At 63.4% G+C, this 18830-nt stretch carries 18 protein-coding genes; 8 read left to right on the top strand and 10 right to left on the bottom strand.

Features of this window, described 5'->3' with window-relative positions:
• Positions 1–130: 130 nt before the first annotated feature.
• Complete coding sequence (locus M5C56_RS12905) at positions 131–1255, top strand: methyltransferase (RefSeq protein WP_103498103.1); 1125 nt, start codon at positions 131–133, stop codon at positions 1253–1255.
• A gap of 133 nt (positions 1256–1388) precedes the next feature.
• On the opposite strand, the gene M5C56_RS12900 is transcribed toward M5C56_RS12905, so the two are convergent.
• The 3 genes from M5C56_RS12900 to M5C56_RS12890 form a co-directional block, all read right to left on the bottom strand.
• Positions 1389–1556 carry a DUF2474 domain-containing protein gene (locus M5C56_RS12900; RefSeq protein WP_103498104.1) on the bottom strand — a complete coding sequence of 56 codons (168 nt, stop codon included), beginning with the start codon at positions 1554–1556 and terminating at the stop codon, positions 1389–1391.
• An 89-nt stretch (positions 1557–1645) separates the two neighbouring features.
• Entirely contained in the window at positions 1646–2653 is a 1008-nt protein-coding gene (gene cydB, locus M5C56_RS12895) for a cytochrome d ubiquinol oxidase subunit II (RefSeq protein ID WP_100941470.1), read from the bottom strand.
• A gap of 3 nt (positions 2654–2656) precedes the next feature.
• Positions 2657–4090, bottom strand: coding sequence for a cytochrome ubiquinol oxidase subunit I (locus tag M5C56_RS12890; RefSeq protein ID WP_247263170.1), 1434 nt, complete (start codon positions 4088–4090; stop codon positions 2657–2659).
• Positions 4091–4300: 210 nt separating this feature from the next.
• Between M5C56_RS12890 and M5C56_RS12885 the strand changes: the two genes are divergently transcribed.
• Positions 4301–5563 (top strand): MFS transporter, encoded by a 1263-nt coding sequence (locus M5C56_RS12885; protein ID WP_103495863.1) that lies wholly within the window; start codon positions 4301–4303, stop codon positions 5561–5563.
• On the opposite strand, the gene M5C56_RS12880 is transcribed toward M5C56_RS12885, so the two are convergent.
• Positions 5560–6012 carry a DUF4879 domain-containing protein gene (locus M5C56_RS12880; RefSeq protein ID WP_103495862.1) on the bottom strand — a complete coding sequence of 151 codons (453 nt, stop codon included), beginning with the start codon at positions 6010–6012 and terminating at the stop codon, positions 5560–5562. The genes M5C56_RS12885 and M5C56_RS12880 overlap by 4 nt on opposite strands.
• Positions 6013–6261: 249 nt before the next feature.
• Between M5C56_RS12880 and M5C56_RS12875 the strand changes: the two genes are divergently transcribed.
• A complete protein-coding gene (locus tag M5C56_RS12875; RefSeq protein ID WP_103495861.1) occupies positions 6262–7557 on the top strand; it encodes an NCS2 family permease in 1296 nt (431 codons plus the stop codon).
• Entirely contained in the window at positions 7554–8633 is a 1080-nt protein-coding gene (trmA, locus tag M5C56_RS12870; protein WP_103495860.1) for a tRNA (uridine(54)-C5)-methyltransferase TrmA, read from the top strand. The genes M5C56_RS12875 and trmA overlap by 4 nt, the downstream gene beginning before the upstream one ends.
• A 134-nt stretch (positions 8634–8767) precedes the next feature.
• On the opposite strand, the gene M5C56_RS12865 is transcribed toward trmA, so the two are convergent.
• The 3 genes from M5C56_RS12865 to M5C56_RS12855 form a co-directional block, all read right to left on the bottom strand.
• Entirely contained in the window at positions 8768–9607 is an 840-nt protein-coding gene (locus tag M5C56_RS12865; RefSeq protein WP_247263171.1) for an amidohydrolase family protein, read from the bottom strand.
• A gap of 158 nt (positions 9608–9765) precedes the next feature.
• Entirely contained in the window at positions 9766–11049 is a 1284-nt protein-coding gene (locus M5C56_RS12860; protein WP_103495858.1) for an MFS transporter, read from the bottom strand.
• 41 nt (positions 11050–11090) lie between these two features.
• On the bottom strand, positions 11091–11822 hold the full coding sequence (locus M5C56_RS12855; protein ID WP_103495857.1) for a GntR family transcriptional regulator: 732 nt from the start codon (positions 11820–11822) through the stop codon (positions 11091–11093).
• A gap of 156 nt (positions 11823–11978) precedes the next feature.
• On the opposite strand from M5C56_RS12855, the gene M5C56_RS12850 reads away from it, so the two are divergent.
• Together M5C56_RS12850 and M5C56_RS12845 are read left to right on the top strand one after the other, a co-directional pair.
• Complete coding sequence (locus tag M5C56_RS12850; protein WP_103495856.1) at positions 11979–12872, top strand: neutral zinc metallopeptidase; 894 nt, start codon at positions 11979–11981, stop codon at positions 12870–12872.
• Positions 12873–13859 carry an alpha/beta hydrolase gene (locus tag M5C56_RS12845; protein WP_247263172.1) on the top strand — a complete coding sequence of 329 codons (987 nt, stop codon included), beginning with the start codon at positions 12873–12875 and terminating at the stop codon, positions 13857–13859.
• A gap of 158 nt (positions 13860–14017) precedes the next feature.
• On the opposite strand, the gene M5C56_RS12840 is transcribed toward M5C56_RS12845, so the two are convergent.
• From M5C56_RS12840 to M5C56_RS12830, 3 genes are all read right to left on the bottom strand, one after another.
• Positions 14018–14611: an HAD family hydrolase gene (locus M5C56_RS12840; RefSeq protein ID WP_103495854.1), complete on the bottom strand. Its 594-nt coding sequence runs from the start codon at positions 14609–14611 to the stop codon at positions 14018–14020.
• Entirely contained in the window at positions 14608–15477 is an 870-nt protein-coding gene (gene tesB, locus M5C56_RS12835; protein WP_103495853.1) for an acyl-CoA thioesterase II, read from the bottom strand. The genes M5C56_RS12840 and tesB overlap by 4 nt, the downstream gene beginning before the upstream one ends.
• A 147-nt stretch (positions 15478–15624) precedes the next feature.
• On the bottom strand, positions 15625–16194 hold the full coding sequence (locus M5C56_RS12830) for a GNAT family N-acetyltransferase (protein ID WP_103495852.1): 570 nt from the start codon (positions 16192–16194) through the stop codon (positions 15625–15627).
• Positions 16195–16287: 93 nt separating this feature from the next.
• Here M5C56_RS12830 and M5C56_RS12825 point away from each other — a divergent pair, with 93 nt between their 5' ends.
• Together M5C56_RS12825 and M5C56_RS12820 are read left to right on the top strand one after the other, a co-directional pair.
• Entirely contained in the window at positions 16288–17208 is a 921-nt protein-coding gene (locus M5C56_RS12825; protein ID WP_103495851.1) for a histone deacetylase, read from the top strand.
• A gap of 309 nt (positions 17209–17517) precedes the next feature.
• Positions 17518–18777 (top strand): TIGR03862 family flavoprotein, encoded by a 1260-nt coding sequence (locus M5C56_RS12820; RefSeq protein WP_103495850.1) that lies wholly within the window; start codon positions 17518–17520, stop codon positions 18775–18777.
• The last annotated feature ends 53 nt before the right edge of the window (positions 18778–18830 follow it).

Here is an 18830-nt window from a genome sequence, read left to right as displayed (position 1 = left end):
AGGCAGAAGGACCTGCCCTCAGAAGAAACAGGCAATCCGCGCCAAACCCACGTAAAATCCTTCGAACTTCTCTTCCCGCTTGTCCTGTCCTGACCTGTGACGAGGCAACATCGACGCTCCAGAGCCCTCCATGCCCCTGCTAGAAAGCCCGTTTGCCCGACTCGACCTGATCCGCCAGCCCGAACAACAGAACGAGCCCCTGCAAGCCTTCGATGCTGCGGATGAGTACCTGCTCGCGCATCTGGCCGAGCAGGGCGTGTCGGCCGAGACCCGGGTGCTGGTGCTCAACGACAGCTTCGGCGCCCTGGCCAGCAGCCTGGCCGGACAGGTGCGGGTGACCAGCAGCGGCGACTCGTTCCTCGGTGCCCTGGCGCTGGAAAAGAACCTGGTGCGTAACGGCCAGGCCTTCGACGCGGTGCCGCATATCCCCGCCAGCGAGACCTGGGCCGGGCCCTTCGACCGGGTGTTGATCCGGGTGCCGAAGACCCTCGCGCTGCTGGAAGAACAGCTGATTCGCCTGCAAGGCCAGCTGGCACCGGGCGCCCAGGTGATCGCCGGCGCCATGATCAAGCACCTGCCCAGGGCCGCCGGCGATCTGCTGGAGCGTTATATCGGCCCGGTGCAGGCGTCCCTGGCGGTGAAGAAGGCCCGCTTGCTGATCGCCACGCCCGAGGCCCGGGAGCCGGCCGTATCGCCCTACCCGACGCGCTACCGGCTCGACGAACCGGCCATCGAGCTGCTCAACCACGCCAATGTGTTCTGCCGCGAAGGCCTGGACATCGGCACCCGGGCCTTCCTGCCCCATCTGCCGGGCAACCTGGGTAGCGCGCAGGTCGCGGACCTGGGCTGCGGCAACGGGGTATTGGCGATCGCCAGCGCCCTGCAAAACCCCCAGGCCCAGTACACCCTGGTGGATGAGTCGTTCATGGCCGTGCAGTCGGCGCGGGAAAACTGGCGGGCAACGTTGGGCGAGCGCGAGGCGCAAATCCACGCGGGCGACGGACTGGCCGGGCAAGCGCCGCAATCATTGGACGTGGTGTTGTGCAACCCGCCCTTCCACCAGCAGCAGGTGGTCGGCGACTTCCTCGCCTGGCGGATGTTCCAGCAGGCCCGTGAAGCCCTGGTGGTGGGTGGCGCGCTGTATATCGTCGGCAACCGCCACCTGGGTTATCACAGCAAGCTGGCGCGGTTGTTCCGGGGGGTCGAACAAGTGGCGGCGACGCCCAAGTTCGTGATTCTCAAGGCGCGCAAGTAACCGAACGTCAAAAGCTTCGCGGGCAAGCCCTGCTCCTACAATTTGATGTCGTACGCAGAGTCTGTGTTCGGCACCGTACTGTAGGAGCAGGGCTTGCCCGCGAAAGGGCCCTCAATACCACCACAAAGATCGGCTAGTGCGTGGTCAACCCCGCCGCATTCATGAACAGCCGCATCAGGCTCGCGACCACGAACAATGCCAGCACACTCCCAGTCCAGATAATCACCAGCCAGCCAATACGTTGCCAGAGCGGTTTCTTTTCCGCCGCCTCGATCTCGTGCAAAGAAGGTTTGCCTGTCATAAACCCAATCCTCGTCTCTCAAATCCGCTGACGTTCCACAGGACGCCATCGCGAACGAGCCCACTCCTGCACGGAGCGGGCACACTCCCCTAGTGATAACCATCCTCGTGGGTCACCTTGCCGCGGAACACGTAGTAGCTCCAGAAGGTGTAGCCCAGGATGAACGGGATGATGAACAGCGTCCCCACCAGCATGAAGCCCTGGCTTTGCGGCGGCGCGGCGGCGTCCCAGATCGAGATCGACGGCGGCACGATATTCGGCCACAGGCTGATGCCCAAGCCGCTATACCCCAGGAAAATCAGCGCCAGGGTCAGCAGGAACGGCGTGTAGTGGGCGTTACGCGCCACCGCCCGGAGCAAGCCGTACAGCGTCACCAGCACCAGGATCGGCACCGGCAGGAACCAGAACAGGTTCGGCAAGGTAAACCAGCGCGCGGCGATCTCGGCATGGGCCAGGGGCGTCCAGAGACTGACCACCCCGATCACCGCCAACACCACATAGGCCAGGGGCCGCGCCAGGTCATGCATCTGCTCCTGCAACTTGCCCTCGGTCTTCATGATCAGCCAGGTGCAGCCGAGCAAGGCATAGGCCACCACCAGCGCCACGCCACAGAACAGCGTGAAGGGCGTCAACCAATCCAGAGAGCCGCCGGCGAACTGGCGATTGACCACCGGAATACCATCGATGAAAGCCCCCAGCGCCACGCCCTGGAAAAAGGTCGCGGTCAGTGAACCACCGATAAACGCCTTGTCCCAGATATGCCGCTTGTGCTCCTTGGCCTTGAAGCGGAACTCAAAGGCCACGCCACGAAAGATCAGCCCGATCAGCATCAGGATCAATGGCAGGTAGAGCGCCGACAGCACCACCGAATAGGCCAGCGGAAACGCGCCGAACAAGGCCGCGCCACCGAGCACCAGCCAGGTTTCGTTGCCGTCCCAGACCGGCGCGACGGTGTTCATCATCACATCGCGGTCACGGTCGTCCTTGATGAAGGGGAAGAGAATGCCGATCCCCAGGTCGAACCCATCCATGACCACGTACATCATGATGCCGAAGATGATGATCACGGCCCAGATCAGCGGAAGATCAATACCCATGACTCAGTTCCCCTTGTTCAGGTGGTGAGCATCTTCGGCGCCATCATCGGCGGCGGAGAGCGGACGGGCCGGCGTACGTTGCTGGCCGGGACCACCGTGGCTCGACTCGGCCCCTTCGTTGGTTTTCGGCCCTTTGCGCACCAGGCGCATCATGTAGCCCAGGCCGGCACCGAACAGCGAGAAATAGACCACGACGAACAGCGCCAGGGTGATGCTCATTTGCACCAAGGTGTGCCCGGACGAAGCATCCGCCGTGCGCATCAGGCCGTAGACCACCCAGGGCTGACGACCGATCTCCGTGGTGAACCAGCCGGCCAGGATCGCGATCAGGCCCGAAGGTCCCATCCACAGCGCCAGGTACAAGAAGGTACGGTTGCTGTAGAGGCGATCACGCTTGCGCAGCCACAGGCTCCAGAGCCCGGTGAAGATCATCAGGAAACCCAGGCCGACCATGACCCGGAACGACCAGAACACAATGGTCGAATTCGGCCGGTCTTGCGGCGGGAACTCCTTGAGGGCCGGCACCTGTTTGTCCAGGCTGTGGGTCAGGATCAGGCTGCCCAGGTAGGGAATCTCCACGGCGAAGCGGGTCTTCTCGGCTTTCATGTCCGGCAGGCCGAAGAGGATCAGCGGGGTCGGTTCGTTGCCGACGTTCTCCCAGTGGCCTTCGATGGCGGCAATCTTCGCCGGCTGGTGCTTGAGGGTGTTGAGGCCGTGGAAGTCACCGATCACCGCCTGGATCGGCGCGACGATCAGTGCCATCCACATGGCCATCGAGAGCATGGTGCGGATCGCCGGATTATCGCGTCCGCGCAACAGGTGCCAGGCCGCCGACGAGCCGACGAAAAACGCTGTCGCGACAAAGGCCGCCGTGGCCATGTGCATCAGCCGATAAGGGAAGGATGGGTTGAACACCACCGCAAACCAGTCCACCGGGATCACCCGGCCGTCGATGATTTCGTAGCCCTGGGGCGTCTGCATCCAGCTGTTGGACGAGAGAATCCAGAAGGTCGAGACCAGCGTACCGATGGCCACCATTACCGTGGAGAAGAAATGCAGGCCCCGTCCGACGCGGTTCCAACCGAACAGCATCACGCCGAGGAAACCGGCTTCGAGGAAGAACGCCGTGAGCACTTCATAGGTCAGCAACGGCCCGGTGACCGCACCGGCGAAGTCGGAGAAGCGACTCCAGTTGGTCCCGAACTGATAGGCCATGACCAACCCGGAGACCACGCCCATGCCGAAGTTGACGGCAAAGATCTTCGACCAGAAATGGTACAGATCGCGGTAGGTATCGTTGTGCGTCTTCAGCCACAAGCCTTCGAGTACCGCCAGGTAACTCGCCAGGCCGATGGTGATCGCCGGGAACAGGATATGGAAGGAGATGGTAAACGCGAATTGGATTCGGGCGAGATCGAGCGCCTCCAAACCGAACATAATGTTTCCTCTGTCAGGTATTGATCCGGATCAATCAACGTTGAAAGAGTAGTCCCATTCCGACGAGCTGCCTGCGTGGTCTTTTGCCGCGTGACAGGTTGTCTCAGCTCAGATGCCCTTCTGATCCGCAAAAAACCCGTGCAATCTGGCAACTTCTTGTTACACCCAAATGATAACCTCTGCTTTCCCCACGCCCCGACCGAGCCCCCGATGCCCGACACCACGCCGTTGCTGTTGCGCCACCACCGTCCGTTCCTGGCTTTCTGGCTGGCGCGGATCTTTACCGCCAGCGGCTTCCAGATGCTCACCGTGGCCATCGGCTGGAACCTCTACCAACTGACCGGCAATGTCTTGGACCTGGGCCTGGCGGGTCTGGTGCAGTTTGCCCCGCGGCTGCTGTTCATGCTGCACACCGGCCATGTCGCCGACCGCTACGACCGGCGCTACGTCTCGGCGCTGTGCCAGTCGTTGCAGGCGCTGATCGCCCTGAGCCTGGCCATCGGCAGCGCGACCCACCACGTGACCCGGGAAATGATCTTTATCCTGGCGTTCCTGCTGGGGGCGGCGCGCTCTTTCGAAATGCCCACCACCCAGGCGCTGTTGCCGTCCATCGTCCCGGCGGCGCTGTTCCCGCGCGCCGTGGCCGCCGCGCAGTCGGCCCAGCAACTGGCGACCATCGTCGCCCCGGCCCTCGGTGGTTTGCTCTATGCCCTGGGCAGTGTCTGGGTCTATGGGCCCACCGTGGCCCTGTATGCGATCGCCTGCCTGCTGATGCTCAACCTGCCGGCGCGGCAGACCGCCCTGAACAAGGGCAAGGCCACCCTGCATTCGCTGTTGGCGGGGATTCGGTTTATCCGCAGTCGCCCGGACATTCTCGGGGCGATTTCCCTGGACCTGTTCGCCGTGCTGCTGGGCGGTGCCACGGCCCTGCTGCCGGTATTCGCCAAGGACATCCTGCTGACCGGCGCCTGGGGCCTGGGCCTGTTGCGCTCGGCCCCGGCGGTGGGCGCCCTGCTGATGTCGCTGTGGCTGGCGCGCTTCCCGGTGGAGCGCAAGGTCGGGCGGATCATGTTCACCGCCGTCGGCGTGTTCGGCGTGGCGACCATCGCCTTCGGCCTGTCGACCTCGTTCTGGTTCTCCCTGGCGGTGCTGGTGGTGCTGGGCGCGGCGGACATGATCAGCATGGTGATCCGTGCGTCCTTCGTGCAACTGGAAACCCCGGACGAGATGCGCGGCCGGGTCAGCGCCGTGAACGGGCTGTTTATCGGCGCCTCCAACCAGCTCGGCGAGTTCGAGTCAGGATTGACGGCCAACTGGTTCGGCACCGTGCCCGCCGTGGTGATGGGCGGTATCGGCACCCTGGTGATCACCGGGAGCTGGATGAAACTGTTTCCGACCCTGGCCCGACGCGACCGTATGCACGAAGCCCCGGGTCAACCGGCACAAGCGGCCGAGCCTGCGAAAGTCGCTTAGTAGGCGGCGATTTGAATTTCCGCCCCCAGGGTCCGCACCGGCGCCGTCAGCGAACGATCGGCGACGACGAAAGTGCCGACCTGCTGGCTGTCCAGCTCAAACACATAGGTGAATTTGTAACCCACCACCTTGCCACTGGTACAAGGTGCGAATGGCCGTTGGAATTCACAGAGTGAACTGCGCGTGGCGTATGTCAGGGGGACACCGTTGAGAAAGGCCAGCAGGCCGTGCCCATAACCCGACTCCACCACTGTCACGGTGATCGGCCCGCGATGGGCGCATTGGGTTTGCGTGCGACCGTCGGATACGTCCTCGACACAGCCCTTGGACACCACCGTATAGAGGCCGACGCCGATCAACGCCTGGGCCGGCGCGGCAGACGCCGTCAGCACTGTACTGGCCATCACCAGGCCCATACCCAGGACCAGACTCTTCACTCGACTGCTCATAAATCCCTCCGAAAGGAGCCAGCAGTATGCCTGATGGACTCGGCGACGACACCGATGCCCCGCGCCAGGACAAATTTTTTGCCCATGTCCTGGCATCTTGCTTGCAACGCGCAGCCAACCGGCACAAACCACTGGTATGATGCGCGGCTTTTTTCCACAGACAGAAGCTCATCAGGCCGCTAGAGTCTGTGCTTGGCTGTTTGGGGATCGATTCATTCACGGCGCCGAGTGCGCCACGGGGGAGCAGAGATGCTGGAAAGGCTGTTTCAACTCAAGGCACACAACACCAATGTACGCACCGAGATACTCGCGGGCGTCACCACCTTCCTGGCCATGGCCTACATTCTGTTCGTCAACCCGAGCATCCTCGGCGAAACGGGCATGGACAAGGGCGCGGTGTTTGTCGCCACCTGCCTGGCCGCGGCCTTCGGCTCGACGGTCATGGGCCTGATCGCCAACTACCCGATCGCCCTCGCACCGGGCATGGGCCTGAACGCCTTCTTCACCTACACCGTGGTCCTGCACATGGGCCATACCTGGCAAGTCGCGCTGGGAGCGGTCTTCATCTCGGCGGTGTGCTTCTTCGTGCTGTCGATCTTCCGCATCCGCGAATGGATCATCAACAGCATCCCGCTGCCGCTGCGTTCGGCGATTGCCGCCGGTATCGGCCTGTTCCTGGCGCTGATCGCCCTGCACAACGCCGGCATCGTGGTGAGCAACCCGGCGACCATGGTCGGCCTCGGTGACCTCAAGCAGCCGGCACCGATCCTCGCGACCCTGGGCTTCGCCGCCATCGTCGCCCTGGACGCCCTGAAAGTCCGTGGCGCGGTGCTGATCGGCATCCTCGGCGTGACCATCGTCTCGATCCTGATGGGCTTCAGCCCGTTCGGCGGGATCGTCTCGGCACCGCCATCGCTGGCCCCGACCTTCCTGCAGCTGGACATCAAGGGCGCCCTGGACATCGGCCTGGTCAGCGTGATCTTCGCCTTCCTGTTCGTCGACCTGTTCGACAACTCCGGCACCCTGATCGGCGTCGCCAAGCGCGCCGGGTTGATGGGCAAGGACGGCCACATGCCGAAAATGGGTCGCGCGCTGATCGCCGACAGCACCGCCGCCATGGCCGGCTCGCTGCTGGGCACCTCGACCACCACCAGCTACATTGAATCGGCGGCGGGCGTCAGTGCCGGCGGCCGTACCGGCCTGACCGCCGTGGTGGTGGCCGTGCTGTTCCTCCTGGCGTTGTTCTTCGCCCCGCTGGCCGGCAGCGTCCCGGCGTTCGCCACCGCACCGGCGCTGCTGTTCGTCGCCGTGCTGATGACTTCGGGCCTGGCGGAAATCAACTGGGAGGACATCACCGAAGCCGCCCCCGTGGTGGTCACCGCCCTGGCCATGCCGTTCACCTATTCCATCGCCAATGGCATCGCGTTCGGCTTCATTGCCTGGACCGCGATCAAGCTGCTGTCCGGTCGCGCCCGCGAACTGAACCCGGCGCTGGTGATTCTGTCGATACTGTTCGTGATCAAGCTGGGCTGGTTCAACGCATGACTTTTGACTCCAACACCTACACCGCTCAGCTCGAAGACAAGGTCGCGCGCTTGCGCGACCTGCTGGCGCCGTTCGACGCCCCCGAGCCGCGGGTGTTCGACTCGCCCTTGCAGCACTTCCGCCTGCGGGCGGAGTTCCGCCTCTGGCGCGAAGCGGGCGAACGCCACTACGCGATGTTTTCCCAGGACGACAAGCGCACGCCGATCCTGATCGAGGAATTCCCCATCGCCAGCCTGCGCATCAATGAACTGATGCCCAAGCTCAAGGCCGCCTGGCAAGCCAGCGCGCCCCTGAGCCACAAGCTGTTCCAGGTGGAGTTCCTGACCACCCTGGCGGGCGATGCGATGATCACCCTGTGCTATCACCGTCCGCTGGACGAGCACTGGCAGACCGCCGCCGAGCAGCTGGCCGCCGACCTTGGGGTCAGCATCATCGGCCGTTCCAAGGGCAAGCGCGTGGTGATCGGCCACGACTACGTGGTGGAGAAATTCGAGATTGCCGGGCGCACCTTCAGCTACCGGCAACCGGAGGGTGCCTTTACCCAGCCCAACGGCACGGTGAACCAGAAGATGCTCAACTGGGCCTATGAAGCCCTGGGCGAGCGTTCCGACGATCTGCTGGAGTTGTATTGCGGCAACGGCAACTTCACCCTGCCGCTGGCGACCCGGGTGCGCAAGGTACTGGCCACCGAGATCAGCAAGACCTCGGTGAATGCGGCCTTGAGCAACCTCGACGAAAACGGCGTGGACAGCGTCACCCTGGTGCGCCTGTCCGCCGAGGAGTTGACCGAAGCACTGAACGAGGTTCGCCCGTTCCGGCGCCTGCACGGCATCGACCTGAAAAGCTATGAGTTCGGCAGCGTATTCGTCGACCCACCGCGTGCCGGCATGGACCCGGACACCTGCGAGCTGACCCGGCGCTTCGACAATATCCTGTACATCTCCTGCAACCCGGAGACTCTGGCGGCGAATATCGCGCAGTTGCACGATACCCACCGCATCGAACGCTGCGCGCTGTTCGATCAATTCCCCTGGACCCATCATATGGAATCCGGGGTGTTGCTGACTCGTCGCTGACCGTCACATCACCTGTAGGAGCCGGCTTGCTGGCGATGCGATCTGATGGGCGACATCGTCGTCGCCTGGAAAATCGCTATCGCCAGCAAGCCGGCTCCTACAGATCGGGTTCCAACGCAAAGATATCGTCGTGTTCAGTCCTTCACGAAGCCGAACAACTCCGCCGCCGTATTGCACAGCAGATGCTGACGTAACGGCGCGGCGCAGGCCAGACGACGCAGACGATCAAGCTCCGAGCTGAAACCTACCTCCTGCTCATGCTGCGTATGCGGCCAATCGCTGCCCCACAACAAACGGTCCGGCCCCAGGGTTTGCAGCATCAACGACAAGGCCTTCTCGGCGAAATGCAGGTTTTCCATCGGCGTCCCGCCCAGCCGGTAAATACCCGAAACCTTGATCCACAAGCGCCCGCTTTCACCCAGTTCAAGCAGACGGGCAAAAGCCGGTTGCCCGGCCCCGAGCCGTGCATCGGGACGGCCGAAATGATCCACCACCACCTTGCAACCCAGCGCCAGCAACGGCTCGACCAAAGCCGGCAGATCCTCCAGTTGACGGTGTACTTCGACATGCCAGTCGAGGCGGCGTAAATGGCCGAAAAACACCTGCCACGACGCGCCGGAGAAGTCCGGCAATGGCTGCCCCATCAGGTTCAGGCGAACGCCCGCCACGCCGAGTCCGGCCATCCGCTCCAACTCGCTGAGGGCAATATCGCGCTCGACCACCACCACCCCGCGCAACCGTTCGGGCTCCTGCTGCAATGCTGCCAGCAGATAGCTGTTGTCGGTTCCGAGGAAACTCGGTTGCACCAGCACGCCGTGGCTCAGGCCGTTGCGCTGCAAGTGCTGCAGATACGTTTCCAGCGTGGCGTCGTAATCCGGTGCATAACGGCGCACGGTCGCAAGCCCCAGGCCGCGTTCGAAAACATGGGCATGGGCATCGATGCCGCGAATCGGCAGTGGGCAAGTCTCGGGCATGGAACTCATCTATGGCTGAAGCACCGCACAGGGCGGCGCGATATAAAGTTGAATCACGTCTGAACGCAGGTCTTGTGGCGATGAGGCCCTTGAGCCTGGCGTTGCCTGTCAAGACGCCTTCGCGGGCAAGCCCTGCTCCTACAAGTTACGTGGTGCTCTCAGGATAATTGGCGGGCATCTGCGCCCTTGGCCGACGCGACTTCCGGCACAGCCTCCTGCAGATTGCGGCCCTTGGTTTCCGGCAGCGCCAATGCGGCCAGCACCGCCACGCCGTAGGCGATCCCCGCATCGATACCGATGGCCGAACCCAGGGACATCGACTCGCTCATATGCCCGACCATGAACGGGAACACCGCCGACAGCACACGACCGAAGTTGTAGCAAAAGCCCACGCCGGCACCACGGACATCCGCCGGATACAGCTCATTGAAGAACGACCCCAGGCTGGCCGGGATCCCGGCGGCGAAAAAGCCCAGGGGGAAGCCGAGGAACAGCATCTGGGTATTGCTCAACGGCAGGAACAGATAGCACTGCACCGTGATCACGCAACAGAAGGCGAAGAGGATGATGTTCTTGCGCCGGCCGATACGGTCCAGCAACAGACCGCTGACCACACAGCCGAACCAGAACGCCACGATGATCACCGCCAGGTAGCCGCCAGAACTCAACACCGAAAGGTTGCGTTCGGTCTTGAGGAAGGTCGGCAGCCAGGTCATCACCGCGTGATAACCACCGTGCGCCCCCAGACCGAGGATGCCGCCGAGCAGCGTCACCCGCAGCAACTCGGGACGGAAGATCGCCGCCATCGAAGCCAACAAACCACGGCTCTGGGCCTTGGCCTGGCGTTGCGCGCTGTCGGGCTCGACCACGCTGCGCCGCACATAAATCACCAGCAGCGCCGGCAACAGGCCCACGAGGAACATCACGCGCCAGGCCATGGCCTCGGGCACGAAGGTATAGATCAGCGTAAACACCCCGACCGCCGCGCCCCAGCCGATCGCCCAGGCGCTCTGAACCGCGCCCATGACCTTGCCGCGGAACCGGGCCTGGATGGTCTCGGCCATCAGCACCGCGCCCGCCGCCCACTCGCCGCCGATGCCAAAGCCTTGCAGCGCCTTGACGATCAGCAACTGATTGAAGCTGGTGACAAAGGCCGAAAGAAAGGTGAACAACGAGAACCAGAGGATCATCCATTGCAGCGTTCGGACCCGGCCATAGCGGTCGGACAGCGTGCCGCCGAGCCAGCCACCGATGGCCGAACTGATCAGGGTCACGCCGCTGACCAACCCGGCATCGCCCTTGCTCAGGGCGAAGGCGGCGATCAGCGCGGGAATCGCCAGGCCGAACATTTGCACTTCCAGCGCATCCAGGGACCAGCCGCCAAAGCAGGCCCAGAATGTCTTGCGCTCCCTCGAGGTGATATCGCGATACCAACTGAACATGATTTCTTATCCTTATAGGTGAACGGGGAGCGGGTCAGGGCTCAGCGAATCTCGACGCTGTAGCGGAAGTGGCTGGCCTGGCCACGGGAGCGCCGCCACTCCAGCGGCTGGCCGGCGTAGTCGCGGGCCAGTCGCTCGATCACCACCACCGGGCTGTTGGCCTCGATCTGCAACAACCGCGCATGGACCTCGCCCACGGCTTCGGCGGTAAGGGTTTCCTCGGCACAGGCGACGACCTGGCCGCAGAGTTCCTCGTAGATCGGATAGAGCAGCGGCCCCTGCTGGTCCAGATCGGCGCTCAGCAGCGCCTGGAACGGCCCCTTGGGCAGCCAGATTTCCTCGGCCAGCACCGGCGCGCCTTCCAGCAGTCGCAGACGGACCATACGGATAACCTCGGCCTCGGGCGGCAGCCCCAGGGCCTGGCTGACGGCGGAGGGCGCGGGCAGGGAATCGATATTGAGGATTCGGCTTTCGGGGACCTGGCGTTCACCGGCCAGGGTCTGGAAGCGGAAGAAGCGGAACAGCGAAGACTGGAACTGCGGGCGACGGATAAAGGTGCCGCGGCCTTGATGGCGTTCGAGAATGCCCTCCTCCACCAGCTTGTCGATGGCCTTGCGCACGGTACCGATGGACAGCTGGTACTCGCCGGCCAGCACCGTTTCGGTGGGAATCGCCTCGCCCGGGCGCCAGCGGTTATTGGCTATTTGCCGGGCCAGTTCGTCACGCAGACGTTGATAAAGGGGCAGGCGTTCGTCGCTGGAAAGGGCATTCATTCTTGTAGTTATCCAGTCATCTATATGAATTTTTACCGAGTATTCTCCCTGGATGAAAAAGCGTCAAGTGGCTGGCCGAAACGGCCTGACGACCGGACTGGCGCTCACCTGCCCCAGCAGCAACACTCATTGCGACAGCAACAAGAGGATTCCCACATGCTCTGGAGAAAAGGACGGCGCAGCGACAACGTGGTGGATGCTCGCGATGACAGCAATGCCGGGAGTGGCGGTCTGCGTTTCGGCGGTGGCAAAGGCTTGAGCCTGGGCGCCGTCGTGTTGATCGTCGGCATCGGTCTGCTCACGGGCCAGGACCCCATGCAGATTCTCGGAGAACTCAACAACCACCTCAGCCAGCAACCTTTAGCCCCCGCCACTCAGCAAACCCGCCAGGCACCGCCGGCCAACGATGAGCAGGCGGACTTCGTCCGGGCCATTCTCGGGGACACCGAAGACACCTGGGGCCAGATCTTCCAGCAGGCCGGTCGTCAATACAAAGACCCGACACTGGTGCTGTTCCGCGGACGGGTCGCCTCCGCCTGCGGCCTGGCCTCCTCCGCCACAGGACCGTTCTATTGCCCGGCGGATCAACAGGTCTACCTGGACCTGGATTTTTTCCGCGAGATGTCCCAACGCTTCAAGGCCGCCGGGGATTTTGCCCAGGCCTATGTGATCGCCCACGAAGTCGGCCATCACGTGCAAAACCTGCTCGGCGTGTCCGCCAGGATGCAGGCGGCCCGCCAGCAAGGGCAAAAGATGGAAGGCGCCGACGGCTTGCTGGTCCGCCAGGAACTGCAAGCCGATTGCCTGGCCGGGGTCTGGGCCTATCACGCGCAGCAACGCTTGAAATGGCTGGAACCCGGCGATATCGAAGAAGCCTTGAATGCCGCCAACGCAATCGGTGATGATCGTCTCCAGCAGCAGGGTCAGGGACGCGTGGTGCCGGACTCCTTCACCCACGGCACCTCTGCGCAACGGGTGCGCTGGTTCAAGACCGGCTTCGCCCAAGGGCAACTCAACCAATGCGATACCTTCGCCGCCAAGAGTCTGTGAATGAAAAAAATACTGTGTGGGTCATTGTTGTTGGGCATGTGCGTGATCGGCGCCCAGGCCCAGGCCAAGGAACACGGGCTCGAAGTCAGCCCCAATCACTTGAAGTTGTCGGCCGGTGAATTGAGCGTCGGGCTCAATCGCGATTGGCAGGGGCCGATGCCGGATGTGGAACGGGTGCTGATCATCGTCCACGGTCGGCTGCGTAACGCCATGACCTATCTGCAGAGCGCGAAGACCGCCGCGGCCCAGGCGGGCCAGGACCGCAATACCCTGATCATCGCCCCGCAGTTCCTCAATGACAGCGATGCGCGGGGCAATCACCTGCCGGGCAACCTGCTGCGCTGGCACGGCGATGACTGGATGGCCGGTTCGGAATCGACCGGGCCTTCGGCGATAAGCTCCTATGCGGCCCTGGACGAAGTGCTCCAGCGCCTGGGCAACAGGAAGAAGTTTCCGGCCCTGCGTGAAGTGGTCGTAGCCGGGCACTCCGGGGGTGGCCAGGTGGTGCAACGCTATGCGCTGGTAGGGCATGGCGATGCGCAATTGGCGGGGAGCGGCGTCAAGCTGCGTTATGTGGTCGCCAACCCGTCGTCCTATGCCTATTTCAACGCCCAGCGGCCAGTGGTGGGGTTCAGCCCGGCGAGTTGCCCGGGGTTCAACGACTGGAAGTATGGCCTGCAGAACCTGCCGGACTACGCCAAGGGGCAATCGCCGTCGCAGTTGGAGCAGGGTTATGTGCAACGCGATATCACCTACCTGCTGGGGCAACAGGACACCGACCCGAACCATCCGGCCCTGGACAAGAGCTGTGGCGCGGAGGCCCAGGGGGCATATCGGTTGATTCGTGGGCATAACTATTTCGCCTACCTGCAACAGCGTCATCCGCAAGGCTTCGCGCAGACGCTGGTCGAGGTGCCCGGGGTTGGGCATAACGGCGATGGGATGCTGACTTCGCCGCAGGGGCAGAAGGCGTTGTTTCAGCGCTAGCGGTTTACGGTACAGGCAGCGAGGGATGTGTTGCCTGGACTGACGTCTTCGCGGCGATGCGGCGTCCCGACAAGCCCTGCTCCTACAAATTTCTGTCGTGCATAGATTTTGCGGACGACAAATAACTGTAGGAGCAGGGCTTGCCCGCGAAGAGGCCCTCAAGCCAAAAGCATCTGCCGAAGCGCCACGCAATCCTCGGCATGCCAGTCGGTCAACTCCGGCCATGGGTTGTCCGGCAGGTTGACCAAGATGGTCCGAGCCCCCGCCGCTCGCCCGCAATCCAGGTCGAAACGATAGTCACCGACCATCACCATCTCGCTCGGCGCCACGTCCCAGGCTTCGGCCAATTTCAACAAACCGCCCGGATGCGGCTTGGGCGGTGCTTCATCGCGACCCAGCACATCGGCCTCGGCAAAACAGTCCGCCAAACCAATGGCCTCCAGTGTCACATGGGCCAACTCGCGGGCATTGCGCGTCAGGATACCCAGGCGATAACCGCGCCCGGCCAACTCACGCACCAGCTCCACCGCCCCCACCGCCGGCTTCGAGCCCAGCGCCAGGTCCCGCTCGTGCTCCAGCAACCAGGCATGTTTGGTCGCGGCTTCATCCGCCGGCAATGCCGCCAGATGGGTGAGAATGTCGTGTTCCGGCGGAATCGACAGGGCCACGCGGATCGCGGCGAAATCGTGCACGGCCACCGTCAGGGTGCCGTCCATATCGAACACCCAATGACGTACCTCGGACAGACTCATGCCCAATCCTTGCGATGACGGATCAAGCCTTCCTGGGTCACCGATGCCACCAGCACACCGGCGCGGTTGTACACGCTCCCCCTGGAAAATCCGCGGGAATTGCCGGCCCACGGGCTGTCCATGGCATAGAGCAACCAGTCGTCAGCGCGCAGATCGGCATGGAACCACAAGGCATGATCAAGACTGGCGACCTGCATATCCTTCTGCCACACCGACTTGCCATGGGGCAGCAAGGACGTGGTCAGCAGACCGAAGTCCGAAGCATAGGCCAGCAGATATTTATGCAGTGCCGGCGAGTCGGCCAGTGCCCCATCGGCACGAAACCAGACGTACTTCACCGGGTCCGACGGCTGCGGGTTGTAAGGGTCCTTCTCGGTGACCGGGCGCACTTCGATGGGCTTGGGGCACAGGAGTTTTTCACGCATATGTTCGGGAATCAGGTGCGCACGTTGCTGGGTGAGCTCCAGCTCCGTGGCCAGGTTCTCCGGCCCGACGACCTGGGGCATGCTGCTCTGGTGCTCGAAACCTTCCTCGTCGTACTGGAACGAGGCGCTGCAGGTGAAGATCGGCTGGCCCTTCTGGATCGCCGTGACGCGCCGCGTGCTGAAGCTGCCGCCGTCGCGCACCCGATCGACCGAGTAGACCACCGGCAAACCGGCATCGCCCGGGCGCAGGAAATAACCGTGCATCGAATGCACATGCCGCGCTTGCTCGACCGTCTGGCTGGCCGCCGACAACGACTGGCCCAGCACCTGGCCGCCGAACAACTGGCGAAAGCCCAGGTCCTGGCTGCGGCCGCGAAACAGGTTTTCTTCAATCGGTTCCAGGGTCAGCAAGTCGACCAGGTCTTCCAGCACTTGGCTCATTCAAACGCTCCTCACACAGGGCAATACTGTTCACTTAACGACGATATCAAGCCATCCGTGCTTGTGTGGCCGGCACGCTGGCCACAGGCCTCGAATGATACAGCCTTTGTCGCTCCCGGCGGTGCAGCGGATCGGCCAACCCCGGGGTTATCCTTGCAGGGTGCGCAGCCATTGCGCGTGGTTGATGCGGTAGAGCACGTGGCGGCGCAACGGATGATCGTCGGCCAGCTTCGGATGCTCGAAGTCCGATTGCGGGTCGTAATGCATGCCGATAGCCTGCATGACCTTCTGCGATGCCGTATTGCTCTCGCTGGTAAAGGCCACGACCTCGTCCAGGGACAGGCGCTCGAAACCGCAGCGCAAGGCCGTCCAGGCCGCCTCGCTGGCATAGCCCAGGCCCCAGTGCTCGCTGGACAGGCGCCAAGCGATCTCCACCGCCGGGGTGAAGGTGGCCTCGAAGTTCACCTGCATCAGCCCGGTCAGGCCGATAAAGGCCCCGGTGTCCTTGCGTTCCAGCGCCCAGAGGCCAAAGCCGTATTCGGCGAAGTGCCCGCGAATCCGACCGATCAGCGCGGCACTTTCCAGACGGTTGAGGACTGTCGGAAAATAGCGCATCACCTGAGGATCGGCACACATCCGGGCAAACTCCGGCAAGTCCTCGTCGCGCCACTGGCGCAACAGCAAGCGTGCACTCTCAAGTTCCAGTATCGGCCCCATCAACTCTCTCTCCGGATTCTTTCAACACGGACTCCCTGCTCGTCAGTGTATCGCGCTGATAAGATCCTTCACTCCTTCCTACATGAATTCGCCATGCCGTTGCCTTTGATCTACCACGATGATTACAGCCCGGACTTCCCCGCGGACCATCGCTTTCCCATGGACAAATTCCGCCTGCTGCGTGATCACCTGGTGGACAGCGGCCTGACCCGGGACGCCGATCTGCTGCGCCCGGCCATCTGCCCTGTGGATATCCTCGCCCTGGCCCACGACCGTGGCTACATCGAGCGCTATATGGCCGGCGAACTGTCCCGCGAAGACCAGCGCCGCCTTGGCCTGCCCTGGAACGAGGCCCTGGCGCGGCGCACCGTGCGCGCGGTCGGCGGCTCGCTGCTGGCCGCCGAACAGGCGCTGGAACACGGTCTGGCCTGCCACCTGGCGGGCGGCACCCACCATGCCCATTACGATCACCCGGCGGGTTTCTGCATTTTCAACGACCTGGCAGTCATCAGCCGCTATCTACTGGAAAGCGGCCGCGTGGGTCGGGTGCTGATCTTCGACTGCGACGTGCACCAGGGCGACGGCACCGCGCGCATCCTCGAAGACACCCCGGACGCCATCACGGTGTCCCTGCACTGCGAGAAAAACTTCCCGGCGCGCAAGGCCCACAGCGATTGGGACATTCCCTTGCCGATGGGCATGGGTGACGGTGACTACCTCAAGGTGGTGGATGACGCGTTGAACTACCTGCTGCCGCTCTACCAGCCGGACCTGGTGCTGTATGACGCCGGCGTGGATGTGCACAAGGACGATGCCCTGGGTTACCTGAAACTGACCGATGAAGGGGTGGCCGCCCGGGATGAAAGTGTCCTGCGCCATTGCCTGGGCCGGGATATCCCGGTGGTCGGGGTGATCGGCGGTGGCTACAGCAAGGATCGCCAGGCCCTGGCCCGGCGCCACGGGATCCTGCACCACAGCGCGCGGAAGGTCTGGGCGTCATCAGGTTGTCACTGAAGCCTGGGCTTACCCACAATGGCTGTGGAACCGCCTGTGGATAACCTGAGTGAAATGCGCTGCAGGCCTTATGGGCAAAGGGCTGTACAGGACTGTATATTTTTTGTACAGGGATTCTGAATCTACCATCACTCCTAAGGCCCCCACCGTCCTGTAGGAGCAGGGCTTGCCCGCGAAGCTTTTAGCGATTTGGGGGCCTTTCGAGGCCAATCGAGCGTCGACCGGCCGCTCCTACAAGGCCCGCGTACACCACATCCTCGGTGGAAAAACGTAGAATGCCCGGCTCGTTCAGCCAATTCGCCGCCCGCCATGACCCAGCCAACCCCTGACACCACCCCTCACGTTGCCATTATCGGTGGCGGCCCCGCCGGCCTGATGGCCGCCGAGGTCCTGAGCCAGGCGGGTATCCAGGTCGACCTCTACGACGGCATGCCTTCGGTCGGACGCAAGTTCCTGCTGGCCGGCGTCGGCGGCATGAACATCACCCATTCCGAAGCCTACCCGGCGTTTCTCTCCCGCTACGCCGAACGTGCGCCCCACATCGCTCCGTTGCTCCGAGCTTTTGGTGCCGATGCACTGTGCGAATGGATTCACGGCCTGGGGATAACTACGTTCGTCGGCAGCTCCGGCCGGGTTTTCCCCAGCGATATGAAAGCCGCCCCGCTGCTGCGCGCCTGGCTCAAGCGCCTGCGCGAAGCCGGGGTAGTTATCCACACCCGCCATCGCTGGCTGGGCTGGCGCGACGGCAGCCTGGTTATCCACAGCCCGGAAGGCGAAAAAACCTTGCGCCCCGACGCCACGCTCCTCGCATTGGGCGGCGCCAGCTGGGCGCGACTGGGCTCCGACGGGGCCTGGTTACCGCTGCTTGAGCAACAGGGTGTGACGATCGCACCCTTGCAACCGAGCAACTGCGGCTTCGACGTCGCGGCCTGGAGCGAGGTTCTGCGCGGCAAGTTCGCCGGTGCGCCACTGAAGAACGTCGCCATCGCCCCGCCCCACGGCACGCCGCGCCTGGGGGAATGCGTGATCACCGCCAGCGGCATCGAAGGCAGCCTGATCTACGCGCTGTCCGCGCCGATTCGCGAGCAAATCAACCAGCAAAGCCAGACGACGATCGAGATCGACCTGCTGCCCGGCAAGCCTGTGGACAAGGTCCAGGCCGCGCTGGCCAAACCCCGCGGCTCACGTTCCATGGCCAAGCACCTGCACAGCCAGTTGGGGATCGACGGAATCAAGGCCGCGTTGCTGCGGGAGCTGACCGATGCCGAGACCTTTGCCGACCCGGCGCGTCTGGCCAGCGCCATCAAGGCCCTGCCGCTGACGTTGGTCAAGGCGCGGCCGCTGGACGAGGCCATCAGCAGCGCCGGTGGCGTACCGTTCGAGGTCATGGACGAACGATTGATGCTCAAGGCCTTGCCCGGGGTGTTCTGTGCGGGCGAAATGCTTGATTGGGAAGCGCCGACCGGCGGCTACCTGCTCACCGCCTGCTTTGCCAGCGGGCGGGTGGCGGGACAAGGGATATTGGAGTGGTTGCGGCAGCGGAGCCGAGACAAGGTCATCCCAGGATAACGCACACAACTGTTGTAGCCGGCTTGCTGGCGATGAGGCCCTTGAGCCTTGCA

Origin of the sequence: Pseudomonas sp. MWU13-2862, assembly GCF_023242495.1 — a bacterium.
GTDB lineage: Bacteria > Pseudomonadota > Gammaproteobacteria > Pseudomonadales > Pseudomonadaceae > Aquipseudomonas > Aquipseudomonas gingeri_D.
Note: the sequence above shows the minus strand (reverse complement) of the source record. Positions and strands in the feature narration are given on the sequence as shown.

Coding starts and splice junctions, on each gene's coding strand:
- trmA (WP_103495860.1), top strand. CDS start 7,554: ATGACTTTTGACTCCAACACCTACACCGCTCAGCTCGAAGACAAGGTC.
- M5C56_RS12880 (WP_103495862.1), bottom strand. CDS start 6,012: ATGAGCAGTCGAGTGAAGAGTCTGGTCCTGGGTATGGGCCTGGTGATG.
- M5C56_RS12865 (WP_247263171.1), bottom strand. CDS start 9,607: ATGCCCGAGACTTGCCCACTGCCGATTCGCGGCATCGATGCCCATGCC.
- tesB (WP_103495853.1), bottom strand. CDS start 15,477: ATGAGCCAAGTGCTGGAAGACCTGGTCGACTTGCTGACCCTGGAACCG.
- M5C56_RS12860 (WP_103495858.1), bottom strand. CDS start 11,049: ATGTTCAGTTGGTATCGCGATATCACCTCGAGGGAGCGCAAGACATTC.
- M5C56_RS12855 (WP_103495857.1), bottom strand. CDS start 11,822: ATGAATGCCCTTTCCAGCGACGAACGCCTGCCCCTTTATCAACGTCTG.
- M5C56_RS12850 (WP_103495856.1), top strand. CDS start 11,979: ATGCTCTGGAGAAAAGGACGGCGCAGCGACAACGTGGTGGATGCTCGC.
- M5C56_RS12845 (WP_247263172.1), top strand. CDS start 12,873: ATGAAAAAAATACTGTGTGGGTCATTGTTGTTGGGCATGTGCGTGATC.
- M5C56_RS12885 (WP_103495863.1), top strand. CDS start 4,301: ATGCCCGACACCACGCCGTTGCTGTTGCGCCACCACCGTCCGTTCCTG.
- M5C56_RS12890 (WP_247263170.1), bottom strand. CDS start 4,090: ATGTTCGGTTTGGAGGCGCTCGATCTCGCCCGAATCCAATTCGCGTTT.
- M5C56_RS12820 (WP_103495850.1), top strand. CDS start 17,518: ATGACCCAGCCAACCCCTGACACCACCCCTCACGTTGCCATTATCGGT.
- M5C56_RS12825 (WP_103495851.1), top strand. CDS start 16,288: ATGCCGTTGCCTTTGATCTACCACGATGATTACAGCCCGGACTTCCCC.
- M5C56_RS12840 (WP_103495854.1), bottom strand. CDS start 14,611: ATGAGTCTGTCCGAGGTACGTCATTGGGTGTTCGATATGGACGGCACC.
- cydB (WP_100941470.1), bottom strand. CDS start 2,653: ATGGGTATTGATCTTCCGCTGATCTGGGCCGTGATCATCATCTTCGGC.
- M5C56_RS12830 (WP_103495852.1), bottom strand. CDS start 16,194: ATGGGGCCGATACTGGAACTTGAGAGTGCACGCTTGCTGTTGCGCCAG.
- M5C56_RS12905 (WP_103498103.1), top strand. CDS start 131: ATGCCCCTGCTAGAAAGCCCGTTTGCCCGACTCGACCTGATCCGCCAG.
- M5C56_RS12900 (WP_103498104.1), bottom strand. CDS start 1,556: ATGACAGGCAAACCTTCTTTGCACGAGATCGAGGCGGCGGAAAAGAAA.
- M5C56_RS12875 (WP_103495861.1), top strand. CDS start 6,262: ATGCTGGAAAGGCTGTTTCAACTCAAGGCACACAACACCAATGTACGC.